This window comes from Streptomyces sp. NPDC058683 (assembly GCF_042716195.1).
Taxonomy (GTDB): domain Bacteria; phylum Actinomycetota; class Actinomycetes; order Streptomycetales; family Streptomycetaceae; genus Streptomyces.
On sequence record NZ_JBHXSK010000050.1, the window covers coordinates 66,147 to 87,138 of the forward strand.

Consider the following 20,992-nt stretch of genomic DNA (forward strand, 5'->3'; position numbering starts at 1 on the left):
CCCCTTCAGTTCGCGCCGAGTTCGCGGTCGATGAGGTCGTACATCTCCTCGTTCGACATCGGGTCGAAGTCCTCCTCGTCGCTGCTGAAGTCCCCGCTGATGTCCCTGCTGAAGTCGCTGCTGAACTGCGAGAGCATCGCCCGCAGCCGCAGTTCGATGCCGGCCCGGTCGTCGTCGGCGTCCGTCCGGGACAGCCGCTCGGCGAGCCGGTCCAGTTCGGTGAGGAGGGGTGGTTCGGGGGGCGCGAGCCGGGTGCGCAGGTATGCGGCGACCGCGGCCGGGGTGGGCTGGTCGAAGACGAGGGTGGCCGGCAGGGCCAGGCCCGTTGCCTCGCCGAGCCGGTTGCGCAGTTCGATCCCGGTCAGCGAGTCGTAGCCCAGGTCACGGAAGGCGTGGTCGGCGCCGATGGCGGCCGCACCGGAGTGGCCCAGCACGACGGCCGCCTGCTCGCGTACGAGCCGTAGCAGGGTGCTGCGGCGTTCGGTGTCCGACAGCCCGGCCAGCCGCTGTGCCCAGGGGGAGCCGGACGGCTGCGCTCCCGGTTCGGACGGGCCGTCCAGCACGCGCCGGGCCTCGGGGATCTCGGCGAACAGCGGCCTGCTGCGGGCCGAGGCGAACAGCGGCATGAACCTGGCCCAGTCGACGTCGGCGACCGACAGCCCGCTCTCGGCGCGTTCGAGGACGGTGCGGAGCGCGTCCAGCGCCGGTCCGGGGGCGATCAACGGCAGTCCCTGGCGGCGCAGTTGGCCGGCGTCGACCCCGTCGGGGAAGCGGGCGCCGTCCCAGACGCCCCAGGCCACTGAGGTGACCGGCAGACCGGTGGCGCGGGCCTGCTCGGCGAGGGCGTCGAGTTCGGCGTTGGCGGCTGCGTAGGCGCCGTGGTCGCCGCTGCCCCACACTCCGGCGATGGAGGAGTAGAAGACCAGGGCGTCCAGTTCGGCCGGGTCGAGCAGTTCGACGAGGTGCCGGGCGCCCTGGACCTTGGCGGTGAGGACGTCGGCGTACTCGGTGAGGTCGGTGTCGGGGAGCGGGGCCAGCCGCATCAGCGCGGCGGCGTGCACCACCGTGCGTACCGTCTCGCCCTGCTCGCGCAGCCCGGCCAGCAGGGCGGCCACGGCGGCCCGGTCGCCGATGTCACAGGCGCGCGCGGTCAGCCGTACGCCGAGGCCGTCGAGTTCGGCGGTCAGTTCGGCGATCCCGTCGGCGTCCGCGCCGCTGCGGCTGACCAGTACCACGTGCCGTACGCCCTGTGCGGCGAGCCAGCGGGCGACCTCCGGGCCGAGCGCGCCGGTGCCGCCGGTCACGAGCGCGGTGTCGCGGGCCCGCCAGTCGCCGGTCGCGCCGCCGTCGAGCGGGGCGCGCACCAACCGCCGTAGCAGCGTGCCGGATCCGCGCACGGCGAGCTGGTCCTCCTCGCCCCAGTCGCCCGCGAGCGCTCCGCGCAGCTGTTCCAGCGCGGCCTCGTCGAGTTCGGCGGGCAGGTCGACTAGGCCGCCCCAGAACGCCGGGTGTTCCAGCATCGCCACCCGGCCCAGGCCCCACACCTGCGCCGCACTCGGTTCGCGGAGCGGATCGGTGGCGCCGGTGCTCACCGCGCCGGAGGTCACCAGCCACAGCGGCACCGCCGCGTCCAGATTGCCGAGCGCCTGCACCAGGGCCAGGGTGGCGGCCACTCCGGCGGGCACCACCGGGTGGTCCGGATGCGGGCGGCGGTCGGCGGCCAGCAGGGACAGCACCCCGCGTGGGGTGTGCTCGGCCAGCGCGCGGCGCAGCCGGTCGGTGAGGCCGGTGCGGTCGGCGTGCTCGGTGTCCACGGTGAGGGTCCGCACCGGAAGGCCGCCGGTGAGCGTCTTCAGCCAGTCCTGGTCGGCGCCGGAGGCGGGCACCAGCGCCAGCCACTCGCCGTCCGGTCCGGTGCGCTCCGGCGGGCCGGCGGGCCGCCACTCGACGCGGTAGCGCCAGGTGTCGGACCGGGGTCCGGCCTGCTCGGCCAGCCAGTACCAGCGGTGCTGGAAGGCGTACGTGGGCAGGTCGACCCGTCGGGCACCGGTCCCCTCGAACACCTCGGCCAGCCGTACCCCGGCCCCGCGCACGAACGCCTCGGCCAGCGACTGGGCGAAGCGCGGCCAGCCGCCGTCGTCGCGCCGCAGCGTGGCGAGCACGGCGGCCCGCGCGCCGGCGGCGTCCACCGTCTCCTGCACACCCGGGGCGACCACCGGGTGCGGGCTGATCTCGATGAAGGTGCCGATCCCGGCGTCCAGCGCGGTGCGCACCGCGTCGGCGAACCGGACGGTCTGGCGCAGGTTGGTGTACCAGTACTCGCCGGTGAGTTCGCGGGTGTCCAGCCGCTGCCCGGTGACCGTGGAGTACAGCTCGGTGCGCGCCGCCTGCGGACTGATCCCGGCGAGCAGTTCGGCCAGGCTCTCCTTCACGGCGGTGACGTGGGTGGAGTGCGAGGCGTAGTCCACCGCGATACGGCGGGCCCGCACCCCGCGCTCCTCGCACGCGGCGCGTAGTTCTTCCAGGGCGTCCGGGTCGCCGGAGACGACGGTGGAGGTGGGGCTGTTGACCGCGGCCACGCCCAGCCGGTCGTCGGTGAACAGGGCCCGCACCTCGTCGGCGGGCAGCGCCACCGACATCATGCCGCCCTTGCCGGAGAGTTCGGTCAGCGCGCGGCTGCGCAGGCACACCACCGCGGCGGCGTCGGCCAGCGACAGTGCGCCGGCCACGCAGGCGGCGGCGATCTCGCCCTGCGAGTGGCCGATCACCGCCTCCGGTTCCACGCCGTACGAGCGCCACAGCGCGGCCAGCGACACGTTGACCGCGAAGGTCACCGGCTGCACCACGTCCACCCGTTCCAGCGTCGGCGCGCCCGGCAGCCCGCGCAGCACGTCCAGCACCGACCAGTCGACGTACGTCTCGATCGCGGCGGCGCACTCGGCCAGCCGGGCGGCGAACACCGGTGCGGAGTCGAGGAGTTCCAGCGCCATCCCGGCCCACTGCGCGCCCTGGCCGGGGAACACGAACGCCACCCGCCGTGCCGCGTCGGCCGCGGTACCGCGTACCGCACCCGGAACGTCCCGGCCCTCCGCCAGCGCGCCGAGCCGTTCGCCGAGTTGCTCCGGACCGGCGGCCAGGACGACCGCGCGATGCTCCAGCGCGGCCCGGCCGGCCACGCTGGACCAGGCGATGTCCCGCACCCGGTCGCCGGGGTGCTCGGCGAGATGCACCGCCAGCCGGGCGGCCTGCGCGCGCAGGGCCTCGTCGGTCTGCCCCGACACGACGACCGGCATCAGCCACGGCTCGGTGTACGGCCGCGCCCCAGCGAACACGTCCACCTGCCCGGCCTCGGCGACCCCTTCAACCGGCCCTGTCTCGGCGAACCCCTCGGCCTGACCGGGCTCACCGGCCCCATCGACTCGCTCGGCGGTGGGGGACGCCTCCGGCTCCGCCTGCTCGATGACGACATGCGCGTTCGTCCCGCTGATGCCGAACGAGGACACCCCGGCCCGGCGCGGGCGGCCGCGCTCCGGCCACAGTCGCGCCTCCGTCAGCAGCCGCACCTCACCGGACGTCCAGTCCACGTGCGGTGAGGGCTCGTCGACGTGCAGGGTGCGGGGCAGCACCCCGTGCCGTATCGCCTGCACCATCTTGATCACGCCGGCCATTCCGGCCGCGGCCTGCGCGTGCCCGATGTTGGACTTGACCGAGCCCAACCACAGCGGATCGCCGGCGCGGTCCCGCCCGTAGGTGGCCAGCAGCGCCTGTGCCTCGATCGGGTCGCCCAGCGGTGTCCCGGTGCCGTGGCCCTCGACCGCGTCGACGTCCTGGGGGGAGATTCCGGCGGCGGCCAGTGCGGTGCGGATCACCCGTTCCTGGGAGGGGCCGTTGGGTGCGGTCAGGCCGTTGGACGCGCCGTCCTGGTTGACGGCCGAGCCGCGCAGCACGGCCAGCACCCGGTGGCCGTCGCGGCGCGCGGCGGACAGCGGTTCGAGCAGCAGCAGGCCGACGCCCTCGGACCAGCCGGTGCCGTCGGCGGCCCCGGCGAAGGGTTTGCACCGTCCGTCGGCGGCCAGGCCGCGCTGCCGGGAGAACGCGGTGAACGTGGTCGGCTCGGCCATCACCGTCACACCGCCTGCCAGGGCCAGCGAGCACTCACCGGAGCGCAACGCCTGTGCCGCGAGGTGCATCGCCACCAGCGAGGAGGAGCACGCCGTGTCCACGGTGACCGCGGGCCCCTGCAGACCGAGGGTGTAGGCGACCCGGCCGGAGGCGACGCTTCCGGCGGTGCCGGTGAGCAGGTGTCCCTCGACGCCTTCGGGCAGCTCCCGCAGCGTGGTGGCGTAGTCGTGGTACATCACGCCGGTGAACACGCCGGTCTGGCTGCCGCGTACCGAGGACGGATCGATCCCGGCCCGCTCCAGCGCCTCCCAGGCGGTCTCCAGGAGCAGCCGCTGCTGCGGGTCCATGGCGAGGGCCTCGCGCGGCGAGATCCCGAACAGCCCGGCGTCGAACCGGCCGGCGTCGTAGAGGAAGCCGCCGTGCCGGGTGTAGCTGGTGCCCGGGTGGTCCGGGTCGGGGTCGTACAGGCCGGTGACGTCCCAGCCCCGGTCGGTGGGGAACCCGCCGACGGCGTCGACGCCGTCGGCCACCAGGTCCCACAGGTCCTCCGGGGAGGCGACTCCGCCCGGGAAGCGGCAGGCCATGCCGACGATGGCGATCGGCTCGTCGGCGGCCACCACCGGGGCGGCGGCCACCGGGTTGCTCCCAGTGGCGTCGCCGACGAGTTCGCCGCGCAGGTATCCGGCGAGTGCGGCGGGGGTGGGGTGGTCGAACACCACGGTCGCGGGCAGCCGTATCCCGGTCGCCCGGCCCAGCCGGTTGCGCAGTTCCACCGCGGTCAGCGAGTCGAAGCCGAAGTCCTTGAACGGCCGGTCCGGTGACAGTCCGCCGGGGTCGGAGTGGCCGAGCACCACCGCCGCCTGGGTGAGCACCAGGTCCTGGAGCACCCGCAGCGGCTCACCCTCGGCCAGCCGCCGTGACAGCCCGTCGGCGCCGTCCGCCGCCCCCACCGTGGCGACGGCGCGACGCACCGCCGGCACCAGTGCGCGCAGCACGGGCGACAGCACGCCCTCGGCCGCCCGCTCGCGCAGCGCCACCGGATCCAGGCGGGCGGCGAGCAGCACCGGGTCGTCCAGCGCGGTGGCGGTGTCGAACAGGTCCAGTGCGGTGGCGGTGTCCAGCGGCACCACACCGGCGCGGGCCAGCCGGGCCCGGTCCGTGTCGGCCATGCCCTCGGTCATGCCGCTGCTCTCGGCCCACAGCCCCCAGGCCACCGCGGTCGCGGACAGTCCGGCGGCCCGGCGCTGCGCGGCCAGCCCGTCCAGAGCGGCGTTGGCCGCCGCGTACGCGGCCTGCCCCGCATTGCCGAGCGTCCCCGCCACCGAGGAGAACAGCACGAACGCCTTGAGTTCCGGGCCGGTCAGTTCGGCCAGGTGGCGCGCGCCGTCCACCTTCGCCCGGAACACCTCGGCCACCCGCTCGGGGGTGAGGGTGGCCAGCACGCCGTCGTCGAGAACTCCGGCGGCGTGCACCACGGCCGTCACCGGGTGCTCGGCCAACAAGGCGGCCACCGCGTCCCGTTCAGCCACATCGCAGGCCACCGTCGTCACCTCGGCACCCAATCCGCGGAGCTCGGCGGCCAGTTCCGCCATGCCCGGCGCGTCACCGCCCCGCCGGGAAGCCAGGACCAGACCACGCACCCCATGCCGTTCCGCCAAGTGCCGTGCCACCAAGCCCCCGAGTGTGCCGCTCGCCCCGGTGACCAGCACCACGTCCTCGGCCGACCAAGGGGAGTTCCCAGCCACCTCCGACACCCGCGCCAGCCGCGGCACCAGCAACCGCCCGGCGCGCAAAGCCAGTTGAGGTTCGTCGGTAGCCACCAGCCGGGGCAGCAGCGCCTCGGACGCGGGGTGGCCGTCCGTGTCGACCAGGACGAAGCGGTCCGGGTTCTCCGTCTGCGCACCGCGCACCAGCCCCCACACCGCCGCCGCGTCGGGGTCCACCGGTTCGCCCGGGGCGGTGGCCACCGCCCGGCGCGTGAGCAGTACCAGCCTCGATGCGGTGAACCGTTCCTCGGCCGGCCAGCGCTGCGCCACCGCCAGGGCGTCGGTCACCCCGGTCACCGCGACACCCACCACCGCGGGCACCGGCCCGTCCGGATCCAGGTCCGACAGCCACGCCCAGGCCCCGTCCTGTGCCGGGGGCGCCAGCGGAACCCAGCCGGTGCGGTACAGGTGATCCCGGCGGCCGGCGGCCAGTTGTTCGGCGCTCACCGGGCGGAACGCCAGCGAGTCGACGACCGCGACGGGATGGTCCTCGGCGTCGGTCACGGTGAGGGATACGGCTCCCCCGGCCGCGGGGCGCAGCCGCACCCGTGCCGCGGTGGCACCGGTCCGGTACAGCCGGACCCCGGTGAAGGCGAACGGCAGTCCGATGGCGGCCGTGTCGTCGGCCGGGACGGCCGCGTGCAGCGCCGCGTCCAGCAGTGCTGGGTGCAGCCCGTACGCTCCGGCGTCCGCCGTCGCCGGTTCGGGCAGGGCGACTTCGGCGAACAGGTCCTCGCCGTGCCGCCACAGCCGGCGCAGGCCCTGGAAGACCGGTCCGTAGCCGTAGCCGAGCCGGGCCAGTGCCGGGTAACGGTCGGCCAGGTCGACCGGGGTGGCACCCGCCGGCAGCCAGTCGCCGGTCGCGGGCGGGGCTGCCGCCGTCATGCCGAGCCTGCCGGTGGCGTGGTGGATCCACTCGGGGCCGTCGCCCGGCCGGGAGTACACGTCCACGGTGCGGTCGCCGTCCTCGCCGGGCGCGCCAAGCACGACCTGTACCCGTACGCCGCCGCGCTCGGGCAGGGTCAGCGGCGCGAGCACGGTCAGCTCCTCCAGCACCCGGCAGCCCGCCTCGTCCCCGGCGCGCACGGCCAGTTCGACGAAGGCGGTGCCGGGCAGGACGGCGGTGCCGAAGACGGTGTGGTCGGCCAGCCAGGGCTGCCGCTGCCGGGACAGCTCACCGGTCAGCAGCAGCTCGCCCGTGGAGGCGACCGACGCGGCGGCGCCCAGGAGCGGGTGGGCGGTGGCGTCCAGCCCGAGCCCGGCGGGGTCGGTGCCGCCCACCGGGGTGGGCAGCCAGTAGCGCCGGCGTTGGAAGGCGTAGGTGGGCAGCTCCGCAGGGTGGCCCGGGGCACCGAAGGCGGCGGTCCAGTCCACCCGGACCCCGCGTACCTGTGCCTCGGCCAGCGACTGCAGGAACCGGCCGGGGCCGCCCTGGTCGCGGCGCAGCGAGCCGACCACCACGGCGGTGCTGCCCGCCGCCTCGACGGTGTCCTGGACGGCCGCGGTCAGGATCGGGTGCGGGCTGGTCTCCACGAACACGCGGTGCCCGGCGCGGTCCAGTGCCCGGATCGTTTCCTCGAAGCGGACGGTCCGGCGCAGGTTCCGGTACCAGTACTCGGCGTCCAGGGCCGCCGTGTCGAGCCGTTCGCCGGTCACCGTGGAGTAGAAGGGGATCTCGGGGGTGCGGGGCTCCAGTCCGGCGAGCCGGTCAAGGAGTTCGGTGCGGATGCGTTCCACCTGTGCGGAGTGCGAGGCGTAGTCCACCGCGACCAGCCGGGCCCGCGCGCCTTCGGCCGTCAGCTCGGCCTCGAGTTCCCGAAGGGCTGCGGGTTCTCCGGAAAGGACCACCGCCGCGGGACCGTTGACCGCGGCGACCGACACCCGCCCGTCAAAGCGCGCCAGTCGGGGTTCCAGTGCGGCGGCCGGAAGCGCCACCGACATCATCCCGCCGGCACCGGACAGCGCGCCGAGCGCGGCGCTGCGCAGGGCGCTCACCTTGGCGGCGTCGCGCAGGGACAGGGCCCCCGCCACACACGCCGCCGCGATCTCCCCCTGCGAATGCCCCACCACCGCATCCGGCTCGACGCCGAACGACCGCCACAACGCGGCCAGGGACACCATCACCGCGAACGACACCGGCTGCACGACGTCCACCCGGTCCAGCCCCGGCTGACCCGCCTCGCCCCGCAGCACACCCAGCAACGACCAGTCCACGAACTCGTCCAGCGCCGCGGCACACTCGGCGATCCGCTCCGCGAACACCGGCGAGGAGTCCAGCAGTTCCACCGCCATCCCCGCCCACTGCGCCCCCTGCCCCGGAAACACGAACACCGTGCGGCCGTCGACGTCGGCGACCCCGCGCACCAGGCCGGGCGTCTCCTCGTCGGCGGCGAGGGTGCGCAGGCCCCGTACCAGGTCCGTGCGGTCGGTGGCGGTGAGCACGGCGCGGTGCGGCAGCGCCGCCCGGGTGGTCGCCGCCGCGCGGGCGACGTCCGCGAGAGCCGCCCCCGGCTCGCTCTCCAGGTGTGTGGCCAGCCGTGCCGCCTGCGCCCGCAACGCGGCCGCGGTCTGTCCGGACAGCACCACCGGTACGGGACCGGACCGCAGTACCGGTACGGGACCGGACCGCAGCACCGGGACCGGTGCCGATGCGGGTTCCACCGGCACCGCCTCGGGCGCCTGTTCCACGATGACATGGGCGTTGGTGCCGCTGATCCCGAACGAGGACACCCCGGCCCGGCGCGGCCGTCCGCGCTCCGGCCACGGCCGCTCCTCCGTCAGCAGCCGCACCTCACCGGACGCCCAGTCCACGTACGGCGAGGGTTCGTCCACGTGCAGGGTGCGCGGCAGCAGCCCGTGCCGCAGCGCCTGTACGACCTTGATCACGCCCGCGACCCCGGCGGCAGCCTGGGTGTGCCCGATATTGGACTTCAGCGAGCCGAGCCAGAGCGGGTCGCCGGCGCGGTCCCGTCCGTAGGTGGCCAGCAGTGCGTGGGCCTCGATGGGGTCGCCCAGGGTGGTGCCGGTGCCGTGCGCCTCGACCAGGTCCACGTCCGTGCCGGACAGTCCGGCGGTGGCCAGCGCGGTGCGGATCACGCCTTCCTGGGCAGGGCCGTTGGGGGCGGTCAGGCCGTTGGAGGCGCCGTCCTGGTTGACCGCCGAGCCGCGCAGCACCGCGAGCACGGGGTGGCCGTTGCGGCGTGCGTCGGACAGGCGTTCCAGGACGAGCTGACCGGCGCCCTCCGCCCAGCCGGTGCCGTCGGCCGTCGCGGCGAACGACTTGCACCGCCCGTCCGGGGCGAGTCCGCGCTGCCGGGAGAACTCCACGAAGATGCCCGGCGTGGGCATCACCGTCACCCCGCCGGCCAGCGCAAGGGAGCACTCCCCCGACCGCAGCGCCTGGGCCGCGAGATGCAGTGCCACCAGCGACGAGGAGCACGCGGTGTCCACGGTGACCGCGGGCCCGCGCAGTCCCAGGCTGTAGGCGATGCGCCCGGAGGCGACGCTGGCCGTGGTGCCGGTCAGCACATAACCGTCGAGGCCGTCGGCGCCCTCGTGCATCCGGGGGCCGTAGTCCTGTGCCATCACCCCGGAGAACACGCCGGTCGCGCTGTCCCGCAGGGAGAGCGGGTCGATCCCGGCCCGCTCCAGTGCCTCCCAGGAGGTCTCCAGGAGGAGTCGCTGCTGCGGGTCCATGGCGAGGGCCTCGCGCGGCGAGATGCCGAACAGGCCCGCGTCGAACTCGGCGGCCCCGTACAGGAATCCGCCGGTGCGCGCGTAGCTGCGGCCCGGCCGGTCCGGGTCCGCGTCGAAGAGGCCGTCCAGGTCCCAGCCGCGGTCGGTGGGGAAGCCGTCGATCGCGTCGGTGCCGGCGGCCACCAGGTCCCACAGGTCCTCGGGCGACCCGACTCCGCCGGGGAACCGGCAGGCCATCCCGACGATCGCGATCGGGTCGGCGGCAGGCACAGGATCGGCAAGCGGCCTCTCGGGTCCGGCGTCCCGCGCTGTCCCGGCGGCCAGTTCGGCGGTCAGGTGTGCGGTGATCCGTTCCGGGGTGGGGTGGTCGAGCACGGCGGTGGATGGCAGCCGTACCCCGGTCACGTCGGCCAGCCGCTGTCCCAGCTCCACCGTCATCAGCGAGCCGAAGCCCAGGTCCTTGAACGGGCGGCGCATGTCCAGCTGTTCGGCGGAATCGAGCTCCAGTGCCGCGGCCACCTCGGCCCGCACCAGCGCGCGTACCGTCTGCTCCCGCTCGGCCGCGGGCAGCCCGGCGAGTCCCGAGTCCGGCCGGCCCGGCGTCCCGGTCTCCGCCGCGGCCGGTACGGCGGGTACGGCGGGGGTCGCGCCGCCGGTGGCCGTCACCCCGGCGATCCAGTGCCGCCGCCGCTGGAAGGGATAGGTGGGCAGCGGGATCCGCCGGGCCCCCGAGCCGTCGTAGAACCGCGCCCAGTCGACGGGGACGCCGCGGGTGTGCACCCGGGCCACGGCGGTCAGCAGTGAGCGCAGGTCGGGGCGTTCCCCGCCGGCCAGCGCGGAGACGAACGCCACGTCCTCGGGCGCGCTGCCCGGGCCCATCGCGCACAGGGTCCCGTCCGGGCCGAGCTCCAGGAAGGTGCGGGCGCCGCCCGCGCAGGCGGTGGCGACGGCGTCGGCGAACCGTACCGTGCCGCGGGTGTGCCGGGCCCAGAACTCCGGCCAGTCGAGGCCAGTGACGTCCAGTTCGGCGCCGGTCAGGGAGGAGATGACCGGGAGGGTCGGGGTCCGCCAGTCGATGCGGGCGGCGGCCGCGCGCATCCCGTCCAGGATGCCGTCCACATGCGGCGAGTGGCTGGCTATCGTGACCTGGATGCGGCGGGTGCGCCGGCCCCGCGCGGACCAGCGGCCCGCGATCGCCAGCGTGGTTTCCTCGTCCCCGGAGAGGACCGTGGCGGTAGGGCTGTTGAGGGCGGCGATCGACACCAGTCCGCCGGTCGCCTCGACGTCCGGCAGCAGCTCCGCCTCGGAGGCCTCGACCAGGATCATCGCCCCGCCCGGCGGGATGTCCTGCATCAGCCGGCCGCGGGCGGCGACCAGCGCGCAGGCGTCGGCCAGTGACATCGCGCCGGCTACGTGCAGGGCGGCCAGCTCGCCGAAGGAGTGGCCGAGGACGGCGTCCGGGGTGATCCCCCAGCTCTCCACCAGCCGGTACAGCCCGACCTGGACGGCGAACAACGCGGGCTGGGTGCAGGCCGGCTCGTCCAGCAGGGCCGCGTCCGCCGAGCCCGCCTCGGCGAAGACCACGTCCAGCAGGGGGCGCGGCAGGTGCGGGCGCAGTTCCGCGGCGACGGCGTCCACGGCGGCGGCGAACACGGGGTGACGCCGGTAGATCTCCCGGCCCATGCCCGGCCGCTGGTTGCCCTGACCGGCGAAGAGGAAGACGGTCCGCCCCTCGACGGCCGTGCCGCGCACCACCCGGGCGTTCGCCGTGTCCCCGGCCAGCGCCGCCAGGAGCCCGGGCACCTCCTGCGCGGACTCGGCGACCAGCACGGCCCGCCGCTCCAGCGGGCTGCGCGTGGTGGCCAGCGAGTACGCCAGGTCCACCGGGGACTCCGTCGACCCGCCCACCAGGCCGGCCAGTTCGGCCAGCGCCGCCGGGGCACGTGCGGTCAGCGGAACCAGTACCGGACCGTCGTACCCCTCGGGGTCGTGATCCGGTGCCGGGCGGGGAGCGGGCGGCTCGGTGAGCACCAGGTGGCAGTTGGCGCCGCCCATGCCGAACGAGCTGACCCCGGCGAGCAGCGGGCCCTTCGTGGCGGGCCAGGGGCCGGGCTCGGTGACGACCCGCACGCCCAGCTCCGTCAGCGGGATCCGTGGGTTGGGGGTGCGGAAGTTCAGGCTGGGCACCAGTTCCCGGCGCGACAGGCAGAGCACCGTCTTGAGCAGTCCGGCGATGCCGGCCGCGCCCTCCAGGTGCCCGATGTTGGTCTTCACCGAGCCGACCAGCAACGGCCGCTCCGGCTCCCGCTCGCGCCCGGCCACCGCGCCGAGGGCCGCGGCCTCGACGGGGTCGCCCAACGGCGTTCCGGTGCCGTGCAGTTCGACGTAGTCCAGCTCGGCCGGGGACACCCCGGCCACCGCGCAGGCGAGGCTCAGCACATCCTGCTGGGCCTCCTGGCGGGGGGCGGTCAGCGAGTCGCCGCCACCGTCGTTGTTGACGGCACTGCCCCGGATCACCGCGTGCACGGTGTCCCCGTCGGCCAGTGCCGCCGACAGCCGCTTGAGCACCAGGACCGCGCCGCCCTCGCCGCGCACGAACCCGTCGGCCCGCTCGTCGAAGGTGTGGCAGCGCCCGTCGGGTGAGATCGCGCCGAGCGCCTGGGTGACGTCGTAGCCGTCCTGGGTGATGTTCAGGTTGACGCCGCCGGCCAGCGCCGTCGTGCACTCCCCCGCCGCGAGCGCCCGGCAGGCCAGGTGGACGGCGAGCAGCGCGGAGGACTGGGCGCTGTCCACCACCAGGCTGGGGCCGCGCAGCCGCAGGGCGTAGGACACCCGGTTGGCGATCATCGCCCGGTTGCGTCCGGTGGCCGAGTGCGGGCTCAGCCGGGCGCCGCGCAGCGTCGCGTAGTCGTCGTAGGTGGCGCCGACGTACACCCCGGTGCCGCCTCGGCGGTCGCCGTCGCCCGGGACGATCCCGGCGTCCTCGAAGGCCTCCCAGGCCAGTTCCAGGACCAGCCGCTGCTGCGGGTCCAGTACGGCCGCCTCGCCCGGGGAGACGCCGAAGAAACCGGCGTCGAAGGAGTCGACCTGGTCCAGGAAGCCCGCCCGTACCGGTTCGCCGGAGGGCAGTACGGGTACCGCCGGGCCGTCCGGGTGGCAGCGCCGCGGACCGGGTTCGCCCAGCGCGTCCCGTCCCTCGCGCAGCAGCCGCCAGAACTCGGCGGGGTTTCCCGCCCCCGGCAGCCGGCATGCCAGGCCGACGACCGCCACCGGTTCCTGGTCGGCGGCGTTGCCCACTCGGTCACCCACGCCGGTCTCCCCCTCCACGTCGTCTCATCGAGGACACGTCTGATCCGCCCGGCAGCTTCCGGACGTCCACGGTTGCGCTGTGCCACGGGCAGGCCTCAGCGGCCCCTTGGCCTGAGCGGTTCCTTGAACACGCTCGGCGCGTTCGGCCTGCGGGCATGCCGCAGGCCCGGCCCGGGGCAGCACCGGGCCGATCGGATTGCGGGCGGAGTGCGGACCGGTCTTCGGATACCGGTCCGCTTCAGGCTGCCGCGGTCACCACGTCGTGACCGTCGTCCCCGGACCCACCGCACGCGCACGGCGGACAGGGTGAGGGCGTCCGCCGTACGCGGGCCCGCGCTCAGGCGCGGACGAACTCCACGGGCACTCTCAGGGCCACCGTGTGCTTGCTGTTGTTGGCCCAGGGCACCGGACCGGTCAGCCGTACCTCGGCGACCCGGTCGAGCAGCACGCCGAACAGCGTGCGCAGTTCGATACGGGCGAGGTCGACCGCGAGGCAGCTGTGCGGCCCCTGGCCGAAGGCCACGTGCGGGTTGGGGTTCCGGCGCACGTCGAAGGACATGGCGTCGTCGAACACGCTCTCGTCCCGGTTGGCCGAGGACCACCAGAGTGTCACCTTGTCGCCGCGGCCGAACCGTACGCCGTTGAAGGTGAAGTCCTCGGTGGCCGTGCGCCGGTTGTACGGCGTCGGTGTGGACCAGCGCATCATCTCCTCGACCGCGCTGTCCAGCAGCGAGCGGTCCGCGCGCAGCGCCTGCCACTGTTCCGGCCGTTCGGCCAGGGCGAGCAGGCCGACCGCGATCACGTTGCGGGTGGGCTCGCTGCCGGCCAGGGTCAGCAGGTTGACGAACACCTCGCGCTCGTACTCGCGCAGGGGCGGTTCGCCGTGGCCCTCCGGGAGGTCACCGGCGGCGATCACGGACAGGAAGTCCTGGGCCGGGTCGGCACGCTTCTCGGCGATCAGTTTGACGCCGTACTGGTACATGGCCAGCAGGGAGGCCTGGCTGCGGGAGGAGGCCTCGCCGGACTCGCGGTCCTCGTAGCCCATCACGACCTCGGTCCAGTCGACGAACTGCGGCCAGTCCGCGCGGGGGATGCCCATCAGCGCGGCCATGACCTCGACCGAGTACCGGCCGGCCACGTCGTTCTGGAAGTCGCAGGAGCCCTGCTTGACGGCCTCGTCGATGATCGCCTCGGCGCGTTCGGTGATGGTCGGGGCCAGCGCTTCGAGGACCGGGCCGGTGACCGAGGGGCTGACCAGGTCGCGCAGCAACCGGTGCCGTGGGTCGTCCATCATGTTCAGCATCGCGCCGGAGTAGGTGCCGGCGGGCAGGTCGTCGAGGTGGGTGCCGCCGCCCTCGCGGTCGCCGCCGCCCTGGGAGGACAGCAGCGGATGGGCCGCGGCTTCGACCACGTCGGCGTAGCGGGACAGGACCCAGAAGTTCTCGCCGTCGCGGGTGCGGCCCGGCGGGTGGAGCAGGATCGGTGCTTCCCGGCGGAGCCGGGCGAAGACCTCGTGCGGGAAACCGGCACCGAACCGGTCCTGGTCGCTGAGATCGAACCCGTCGAGAACGGCGGGTAACTCGTTTTGGGAAACCTCGGTGGCGCTTCGTGATAAGGGGAGGGCGGGCTGTTCCAATGACATTAGCTCTCCATTTTTTGCACTGACGTATCGAGGGACGTCAAAAGCAACATCAGTGTCACCCGATCGTGGAATTGACGTCAAGCGGCCCTTGAAGAAGTTGGGCTGACGCTGGGATGTCCTTTAGGGAGGACCGGCAAGTAACGTCCCTGGCCACGGCAGTTGGGGCCGGTTGCCACAACGGGGGCGCTCGAACTGTTGCATGGTGCAGGCGTACGGCACGACCGATGAGAGAACAAACCCCCCAAGGACAATCCGCTGTGCTACGACAAACAGCGTATCGACACCACGATCTGGGTAGGATGCGCGGTTCACTTGAGACCGCTGAGCATCACACCACGGATGTAGTGCTTCTGCAGCAGCAGGAAGAGCACCAGGACCGGCAGGGTGCTCAGGACCAGGCCGGCCATGACGATCGGCGTCGTACGGGTCGGGTCGACGTAGTCCTGGAGGAGCTGGATGCCGACGGGCAGGGTCATCACGTCCGGGTTGGCGGTCGAGACGAGCAGCGCCCAGATGTACTCGTTCCAGGCGTCGACGAAGGTCAGCAGTCCGAGGGTGACGAGGACCGGCTTGGTCTGCGGGACGACGATCCGCCACCACACGGTGAACTCGCCGGCCCCGTCGATGCGGGCGGCCTCCAGCACCTCGTCCGGGACGGAGACCATGAACTGGCGCATCAGGAAGATCCCGAAGCTGCTGACGAGGAACGGCATGGCGAGCGCCGCGATGCTGACGGTCAGGCCGGCGCCGCCGCGCCCGAACAGGTCGTTGCCGCCCGCCAGCGGCCAGTGCACCAGGATCAGGAAGTGCGGGACGAGGAAGAGGAACGGCGGGAACATCATCGTCGACAGCACCAGGCGGAAGACGAGGTCCCGGCCGGGGAAGCGGAGTTTGGCGAGCGCGTAGCCGGCGAGCGACGAGGTGACCAGCACCGAACCGCTGATCACGGCCGTGGCGACGACGCTGTTGCGGAAGAGCACCGGCAGGTCCAGCTGGTCGACGGCCGCCCGGTAGTTGGACAGGTCGAACGCCTCGGGCAGGAACCGGTAGGGCAGCCGGCCGGCCTCGTCGGCGCCCTTGAAGGACGTCATCACCATGTCGAGGAACGGCACCACTGTGAGCACGGCGCCGGTGACGACCAGCAGATACGACAGCCAGGGGAACCGTCTGCGGATCACGCGTCCTCCCCCTTGCGCCGGAAGAGCCACAGCTGGACCAGCGTGACCGCGAGGACGACCGCGAAGAGCACGAAGGCGGCGGCGCTCGCGGTGCCCCAGTCGCCGTAGGAGAAGGCCTGCCGGTACATCTCGAGGGCGGCCACGTCGGTGGCGTCCCCCGGTCCGCCCTTGGTCATCACGATGATCAGCGCGAACGACTGGAGGCCGGTGAGGAACTGGGTGATGCACACGAACAGCAGGGACGGCCGCAGCAGGGGCAGCGTGATCCGCCAGAAGACGGTGACGGGCCCGGCGCCGTCGAGCGCGGCGGCCTCGTAGTACGACTGGGGGACGGACTTCAGTCCGGCGGTCAGGACGAGGATCGCCGAGCCGACCGAGGCCCAGGCCTGGACGACGACGACCGCGGGCAGCGCGGTGTCCGGGTCCTGGAGGAACGCCACCGAGCCGAGTCCGAGGGCGTTGAGGACGCCGTTGACGAGGCCGCCGGGTTCGTACATGTACTTCCAGACGTTGCCGACGGCGACGACGGTGGTGACGATCGGCAGGAAGTACAGGGTGCGCCACAGCCCCTGGAACCGGAGTTTGTCGATGCAGGTGGCGACGAGCACGGAGCCGGCCAGCGCGAGGGCCACGGTGCCGAGGGCGAACAGCAGCGTGTTGGTGAGGACCGGTGTCAGGAACGTCGCCCCGTCCGCGAAGAGGCGGGCGAAGTTGTCCGGTCCGACGGGGTCGATGTCGCCGAGGTCGAAGCCCGCCCAGCGGGACATGGACAGCAGCAGCGCGAAGCCGAGCGGCAGGGCGAGGAAGACGGCGTAGAACAGCAGTGTCGGAGCCAGGAAGAGGTAGGCGACGACGGCCTGGCGGCGCCTTTGCCGGTCGCGTCCGCTGCCGCGGACGCCGACGGCGGACGGGTGGGGGGCCGCCCGTTCTGTCGCCTCCGTTGTCAGGGTGGCGTTCACCATGAGCGCGACACCTCCTGGTCGACCTGGCGGCGGGTGGTGTGCAGGGCCTCGTCGACGGACTGCTGGCCGGTCCACAGCGCCTCGATGTTCTTGCGCAGCAGCGACTTGGCCTGCTGTGCGCCCGGCCCGTTCGGCTCCGGCACCGCGTAGGCCAGCGCGTCCAGGAACGGCCGCAGGTTCGGGTCGCCGGCCGCGCCGAGAAGGGTCCGCATGTCGTCGGCGCGGCCGGTCAGCGAGCCGACGGACACCTGGAGGGCGCTCATCCGGGTGGCGCCGCGCACTTTCTCGGTGTTGAGCCAGCGCAGGAACTCCCAGGCCTCGCGCGGGTGTTCGCTGGCGGTGTTGACGCCGAGCATGAACCCGGTGGAGAGCGTGGCGTGTCGGCCGTCCGCCTCGGGGAGGGGCACGGGCGCCACGCCGACGTCGCGGTAGGCCTCGCCCATCAGGGACTTGAGGTTCGCGGTCCACCAGCCGGCGCTGATCACCATGGCGACCTGCCCGGACGCGAAGGCCTTGTAGACGTTGACGCCGGGGGCGCTCGCGCCCCTGGCGACGAGGCGGTGCTCCAGGTCGAGCACGGCCCGGCCGGCCGGCGAGTCGATGACGGTGCTCCGGCCGTCCGCGGCGACGAACCGTCCGCCGGCGGCGTTGAGCAGAGCGAGGGTCTGGCCGACGGTCGTGGAGTCGTCGTAGGTCGACAGGCCGAACCCCTGCACAAGTGTGTTGCCGTAGCCGTCCCGCCGGGCGGTGCGGTACGCCGTCTCCTCCAGCTCCCGCCAGGTGCGCGGGGGTCCGTCGACGCCGGCTTCGCGCAACAGCCGTTTGTTGTAGTAGAGGGCGTACGTCTGCGTCTCGGTGGGGTAGCCGTAGACCCGGCCCGCCACCGACGAGGAGCCGACTGCGGCGGCGCCGTAACCGCGCCTGATCTCCGCGGCGTGCCCGGCCGGGGCCGGCCGCAGGACGCCGGCCTGGACGAGCTGGCCGTTCCACAGGCAGTACGGCTGGAGGATGTCGGCGCCCTGGCCCGCGGCCTGGCGGACCATGAACGTGGTCAGCAGGTCGGTGAACTCGACGGCCTTGGTCGCCACCTTGACCCGGTCGTGGGTGGCGTTCCACTCGTCGACCGGGCTCTGGAGGGCCTTCTTGAGTTCCCCGCTGGCGTAGTGCGAGAGGAGGGTGAGGACGACCGGGTCCCCGGGCCGCCCGGTGCCCCGCGACGGCGCGCCGCAGCCGGACGCGAGCAGCGTCGAGGGCAGTGCGAGCGCGAGGTGACGGCGGCTCAGCCGGCCAGCCGGGGGTGTCGGTGTCATCGGGCGGCGGCCTCGCGGCGCAGCACGCGGAACACCCGGGTCGTGGTGAATCCGGTCTTGCGGTAGAGGTGGCCGGCCGGCGACTGTGCGCCGGTCCACAGGAACCACGCGGAGTGGGCGCGCAGGGCCCGCATCCGTTCCAGGACCAGGTGGAGGAGGACTTCGCCGAGTCCGGTGCCGCGCATCTCCTCCAGCACCCCGATGGGGCCGAACCGTTCGTCCACCGAGTCGAACGCGCCGTGCATCGCCCAGCCGACCATGCGGCCGGCCGGGTCGCGGGCGACGACGATCCGGTCGAGCGGTGTGCCCGCGGCCAGACACGCCCGGATCGTGCACGCCCAGTCCGGACCGAAGTCGCGCCCGGCGAGCGCGAGGAGATCCACCAGGTCGTCGTCGGCCGGGGTGGCGAACCGGTAGCCCCGCCCGGTGAGTTGGTCCAGGCGGTGTGCGACGTCGTCCGGGAGGCGGTAGCCGACCAGGCCGCGGTCCATCGCGGCCGCCTCGTACAGCGTGCGAAAGCCCAGCGACTCCAGGAGCCCGGCCGCCTCCGGGTAGGCCTCGGTGTCCAGACCCGGGAACACGTAGTTCGGGGTGTACGCCGAGAAGTCCACCCGGGTACGGCCGTGGCCGTGCAGCCAGTCGAGGGCCTCGGTCAGCAGCCGGCGGCCGAGTCCGCGCCCGCGGGCGTCCGGGGCGACGAAGAAGAACGGGATCCAGCCCTGCTCCGGCTCCAGGTCGGTACCGGCCATCGGTGTCTGCCGCCGCACCGCGTAGGCGGCGCCGACCACCCGGTCCCCGTCGACGGCGATCCGCAGCCCTTCGGGATCGAAGTTGGGGTCGAGCAGCACCAGGGTGCGGAAGCGGTCCGGGGTGATGGGGTCGGCCGGTGCGCTGCGGCGCCAGGCCTCCACCACCTGGGGACCGTCGCCCGCACGAAAGCCACGGATCCCGGCGGGGGTTGTCGTCGTGCGGTCGGTCATCGACGGGATCGTCCTTCCGGGCAGGCCAGTTCTGCGGGATAGAGCAGTACGTCGTCGCCGGCCCACCGGCCGGGCGGGGCCGGCGGATCGCACAGCGGCAGCGGGTCCTCGCCCGCGTCGACGGTCCGCCGCAACCGGTCGGACCCCCACAGCAGGTCGACGAAGTGCCGGTGGCCGGTCCCCTCGGCGCCGCCGTCCACGGAGTGCCAGGCGAAGTCGTCCGGGTACAGCCGGCGGACCACGCCGAGCATCGCGACGGCGGTGCGTACGGGTGCGAACGCCCCGCGGTCGGTGATGTGCAGCTGGACTCCGCGCAGCGGCCGCCCGGCGTGCTTGTGGAAGGCCGGCACGTAACGCAGGTCGCGGAAGTGCACTCCGGGCAGGCCGAGTTCGGCGAGCGCCGGAGCGAACCGTGCGTCGAGGTAGGGGGCGCCGACGATCTCGAAGGGCTGCGTGGTGCCGCGGCCCTCGGAGAGGTTCGTCCCCTCGAAGAGGCAGGTGCCGGGGTAGACGACGGCGGTCGCGGGCGTCGGGATGTTCGGCGAGGGGGCGATCCACGGCAGGCCGGTGGCCTCGGCGTCCATGGCGCGCTGCCAGCCGACGGCCTCGATGACCGTCAACTCGACGGCACCGCCCGCCGCCTGGGGCACGGCGGAGGCGTTGAGGTGCCGGGCGAGTTCGCCGCAGGTGAGACCATGCCGGACGGGGATCGGGGCGCGCCCGACGAAGCTGGCCCACGCCGGGTCCAGCAGCGGGCCCTCGCTGACGAGTCCGCCGAGCGGATTCGGCCGGTCGGCGACCACGAACCGGACGCCGGTGCGGGCCGCCGAGACCATCAGGTCGAACATGGTCCACACGTAGGTGTAGAACCGGGCCCCGATGTCCTGGAGGTCGTACACCAGGGCGTCGACGCCGCTGTCGATCAACAGCTTGTCGAGGTGCCCGCCTTCGCGCCGGTAGGTGTCGTAGACCGGCAGGCCGGTGTCCGGGTCGGACCGGACCGCCTCGGACTCGCCGGCCTGGCCGGTCCCGTGCACCCCGTGTTCGGGGCCGAACAGGGAGGTCAGTGGCGCGCCCGCCGCCAGCAGCGCGGGCGCCGCCGGGCGCAGATCGGGAAGGACTCCGGCGTGGTTGGTCACCAGTGCGAACCGGCCGGGCCCGGCGAGTCCGGGCGAGTCGTGCAGTCGCGCGATCCCGGTCGTCACCGCGACACCCTCGTCCGTGCTCATCCCTTGCCCCGTCCGCCGGTGACACCTCTCGCAAGCAATGGTCGGGAATTTACTCTTATGTCCCGCATTTAGCGTCCATGAATCGCCGACGGTTCCCGCGCCTCCTCAGTAACAGGCGCACGGGTGACGGGCATCGATCAACCACCGTCACCGGTCCCGCACTTGCCCTCGGGACCACCGCCCCGCGCGCCGGGCCGGAGCGCCACGACACGCCGACGAGGGTCCCCCGGACGTGGGACGTTTCCGTGTCGCCGGAGCGTACGGGCGCGATGACGGTGTGTGATGGCGCCGGGTCTCGGTCTCTTCCGTCGATTCCGTCGTCACCGACCGTTTCACCGTCGTCACCGTTTTCACCGCTCACGAAGGACATCACGATGCGTCTCAGCCGTCCGCTCACCGCCGCTCTCGGCGGGCTCGTCCTCGCCGTCGTCACCATCGGCCCGGCCGCCGCCGCCGACGGGTCGTTCGTCTGGGTGGGGCCTCAGGGCAAGGCGTACGCCATCCAGAACCCGCCGGAGCGCAAGTGCCTCGACATGGCGCAGGAGGCGCGCGGTCCGCAGAACGCCACGAAGAAGGCGCTCGTCGTCTACAGCAAGCAGAAGTGCAAGGGCACCGCGCGCCGGATCCCCGCCGGGCACTCGGCGGCCGGCAGCGTCCACTTCGCGAGTGTGGTCTTCAACCCCCGCTAGGCCGCGGGCAGTCCAGCCCCACAGCCCGGTGGCGCCGCACCCGGCCCCGTGTTGGGCGCCACCCGGGGGGGGGCGGGCGGGGCACACCCCCGGGGCGGGGGGGGGGAGT

The 20,992-nt window shown here is 73.7% G+C and carries 8 protein-coding genes; 1 reads left to right on the forward strand and 7 read right to left on the reverse strand.

Features of this window, described 5'->3' with window-relative positions; translation table 11 throughout:
* Positions 1 to 5: 5 nt before the first annotated feature.
* The 7 genes from ACFWXC_RS40825 to ACFWXC_RS40855 all read right to left on the reverse strand — a co-directional run bounded on the left by ACFWXC_RS40825 (position 6) and on the right by ACFWXC_RS40855 (position 20,194).
* Positions 6 to 12,893, reverse strand: a complete 12,888-nt coding sequence (locus ACFWXC_RS40825) for an SDR family NAD(P)-dependent oxidoreductase (RefSeq protein WP_384487181.1) — start codon at positions 12,891 to 12,893, stop codon at positions 6 to 8.
* A 337-nt stretch (positions 12,894 to 13,230) separates the two neighbouring features.
* Complete coding sequence (locus ACFWXC_RS40830; RefSeq protein WP_384487183.1) at positions 13,231 to 14,535, reverse strand: cytochrome P450; 1,305 nt, start codon at positions 14,533 to 14,535, stop codon at positions 13,231 to 13,233.
* 308 nt (positions 14,536 to 14,843) lie between these two features.
* Entirely contained in the window at positions 14,844 to 15,713 is an 870-nt protein-coding gene (locus tag ACFWXC_RS40835; protein ID WP_384487185.1) for a carbohydrate ABC transporter permease, read from the reverse strand.
* A complete protein-coding gene (locus tag ACFWXC_RS40840) occupies positions 15,710 to 16,675 on the reverse strand; it encodes a carbohydrate ABC transporter permease (protein WP_384487187.1) in 966 nt (321 codons plus the stop codon). Before ACFWXC_RS40840 ends, ACFWXC_RS40835 begins: the two co-directional genes overlap by 4 nt.
* Positions 16,669 to 17,985: an ABC transporter substrate-binding protein gene (locus ACFWXC_RS40845; protein WP_384487189.1), complete on the reverse strand. Its 1,317-nt coding sequence runs from the start codon at positions 17,983 to 17,985 to the stop codon at positions 16,669 to 16,671. The genes ACFWXC_RS40840 and ACFWXC_RS40845 overlap by 7 nt, the downstream gene beginning before the upstream one ends.
* On the reverse strand, positions 17,982 to 18,965 hold the full coding sequence (locus ACFWXC_RS40850; RefSeq protein ID WP_384487191.1) for a GNAT family N-acetyltransferase: 984 nt from the start codon (positions 18,963 to 18,965) through the stop codon (positions 17,982 to 17,984). Before ACFWXC_RS40850 ends, ACFWXC_RS40845 begins: the two co-directional genes overlap by 4 nt.
* On the reverse strand, positions 18,962 to 20,194 hold the full coding sequence (locus tag ACFWXC_RS40855; RefSeq protein WP_384487193.1) for an exo-beta-N-acetylmuramidase NamZ domain-containing protein: 1,233 nt from the start codon (positions 20,192 to 20,194) through the stop codon (positions 18,962 to 18,964). The genes ACFWXC_RS40850 and ACFWXC_RS40855 overlap by 4 nt, the downstream gene beginning before the upstream one ends.
* A gap of 374 nt (positions 20,195 to 20,568) precedes the next feature.
* Here ACFWXC_RS40855 and ACFWXC_RS40860 point away from each other — a divergent pair, with 374 nt between their 5' ends.
* Positions 20,569 to 20,883, forward strand: a complete 315-nt coding sequence (locus tag ACFWXC_RS40860; protein WP_384487195.1) for a hypothetical protein — start codon at positions 20,569 to 20,571, stop codon at positions 20,881 to 20,883.
* The last annotated feature ends 109 nt before the right edge of the window (positions 20,884 to 20,992 follow it).

Bases quoted from the DNA above. Each gene is read 5' to 3' on its own strand.
- ACFWXC_RS40830 (WP_384487183.1), bottom strand. From the start codon at position 14,535: ATGTCATTGGAACAGCCCGCCCTCCCCTTATCACGAAGCGCCACCGAG.
- ACFWXC_RS40840 (WP_384487187.1), bottom strand. From the start codon at position 16,675: ATGGTGAACGCCACCCTGACAACGGAGGCGACAGAACGGGCGGCCCCC.
- ACFWXC_RS40845 (WP_384487189.1), bottom strand. From the start codon at position 17,985: ATGACACCGACACCCCCGGCTGGCCGGCTGAGCCGCCGTCACCTCGCG.
- ACFWXC_RS40850 (WP_384487191.1), bottom strand. From the start codon at position 18,965: ATGACCGACCGCACGACGACAACCCCCGCCGGGATCCGTGGCTTTCGT.
- ACFWXC_RS40855 (WP_384487193.1), bottom strand. From the start codon at position 20,194: ATGAGCACGGACGAGGGTGTCGCGGTGACGACCGGGATCGCGCGACTG.
- ACFWXC_RS40860 (WP_384487195.1), top strand. From the start codon at position 20,569: ATGCGTCTCAGCCGTCCGCTCACCGCCGCTCTCGGCGGGCTCGTCCTC.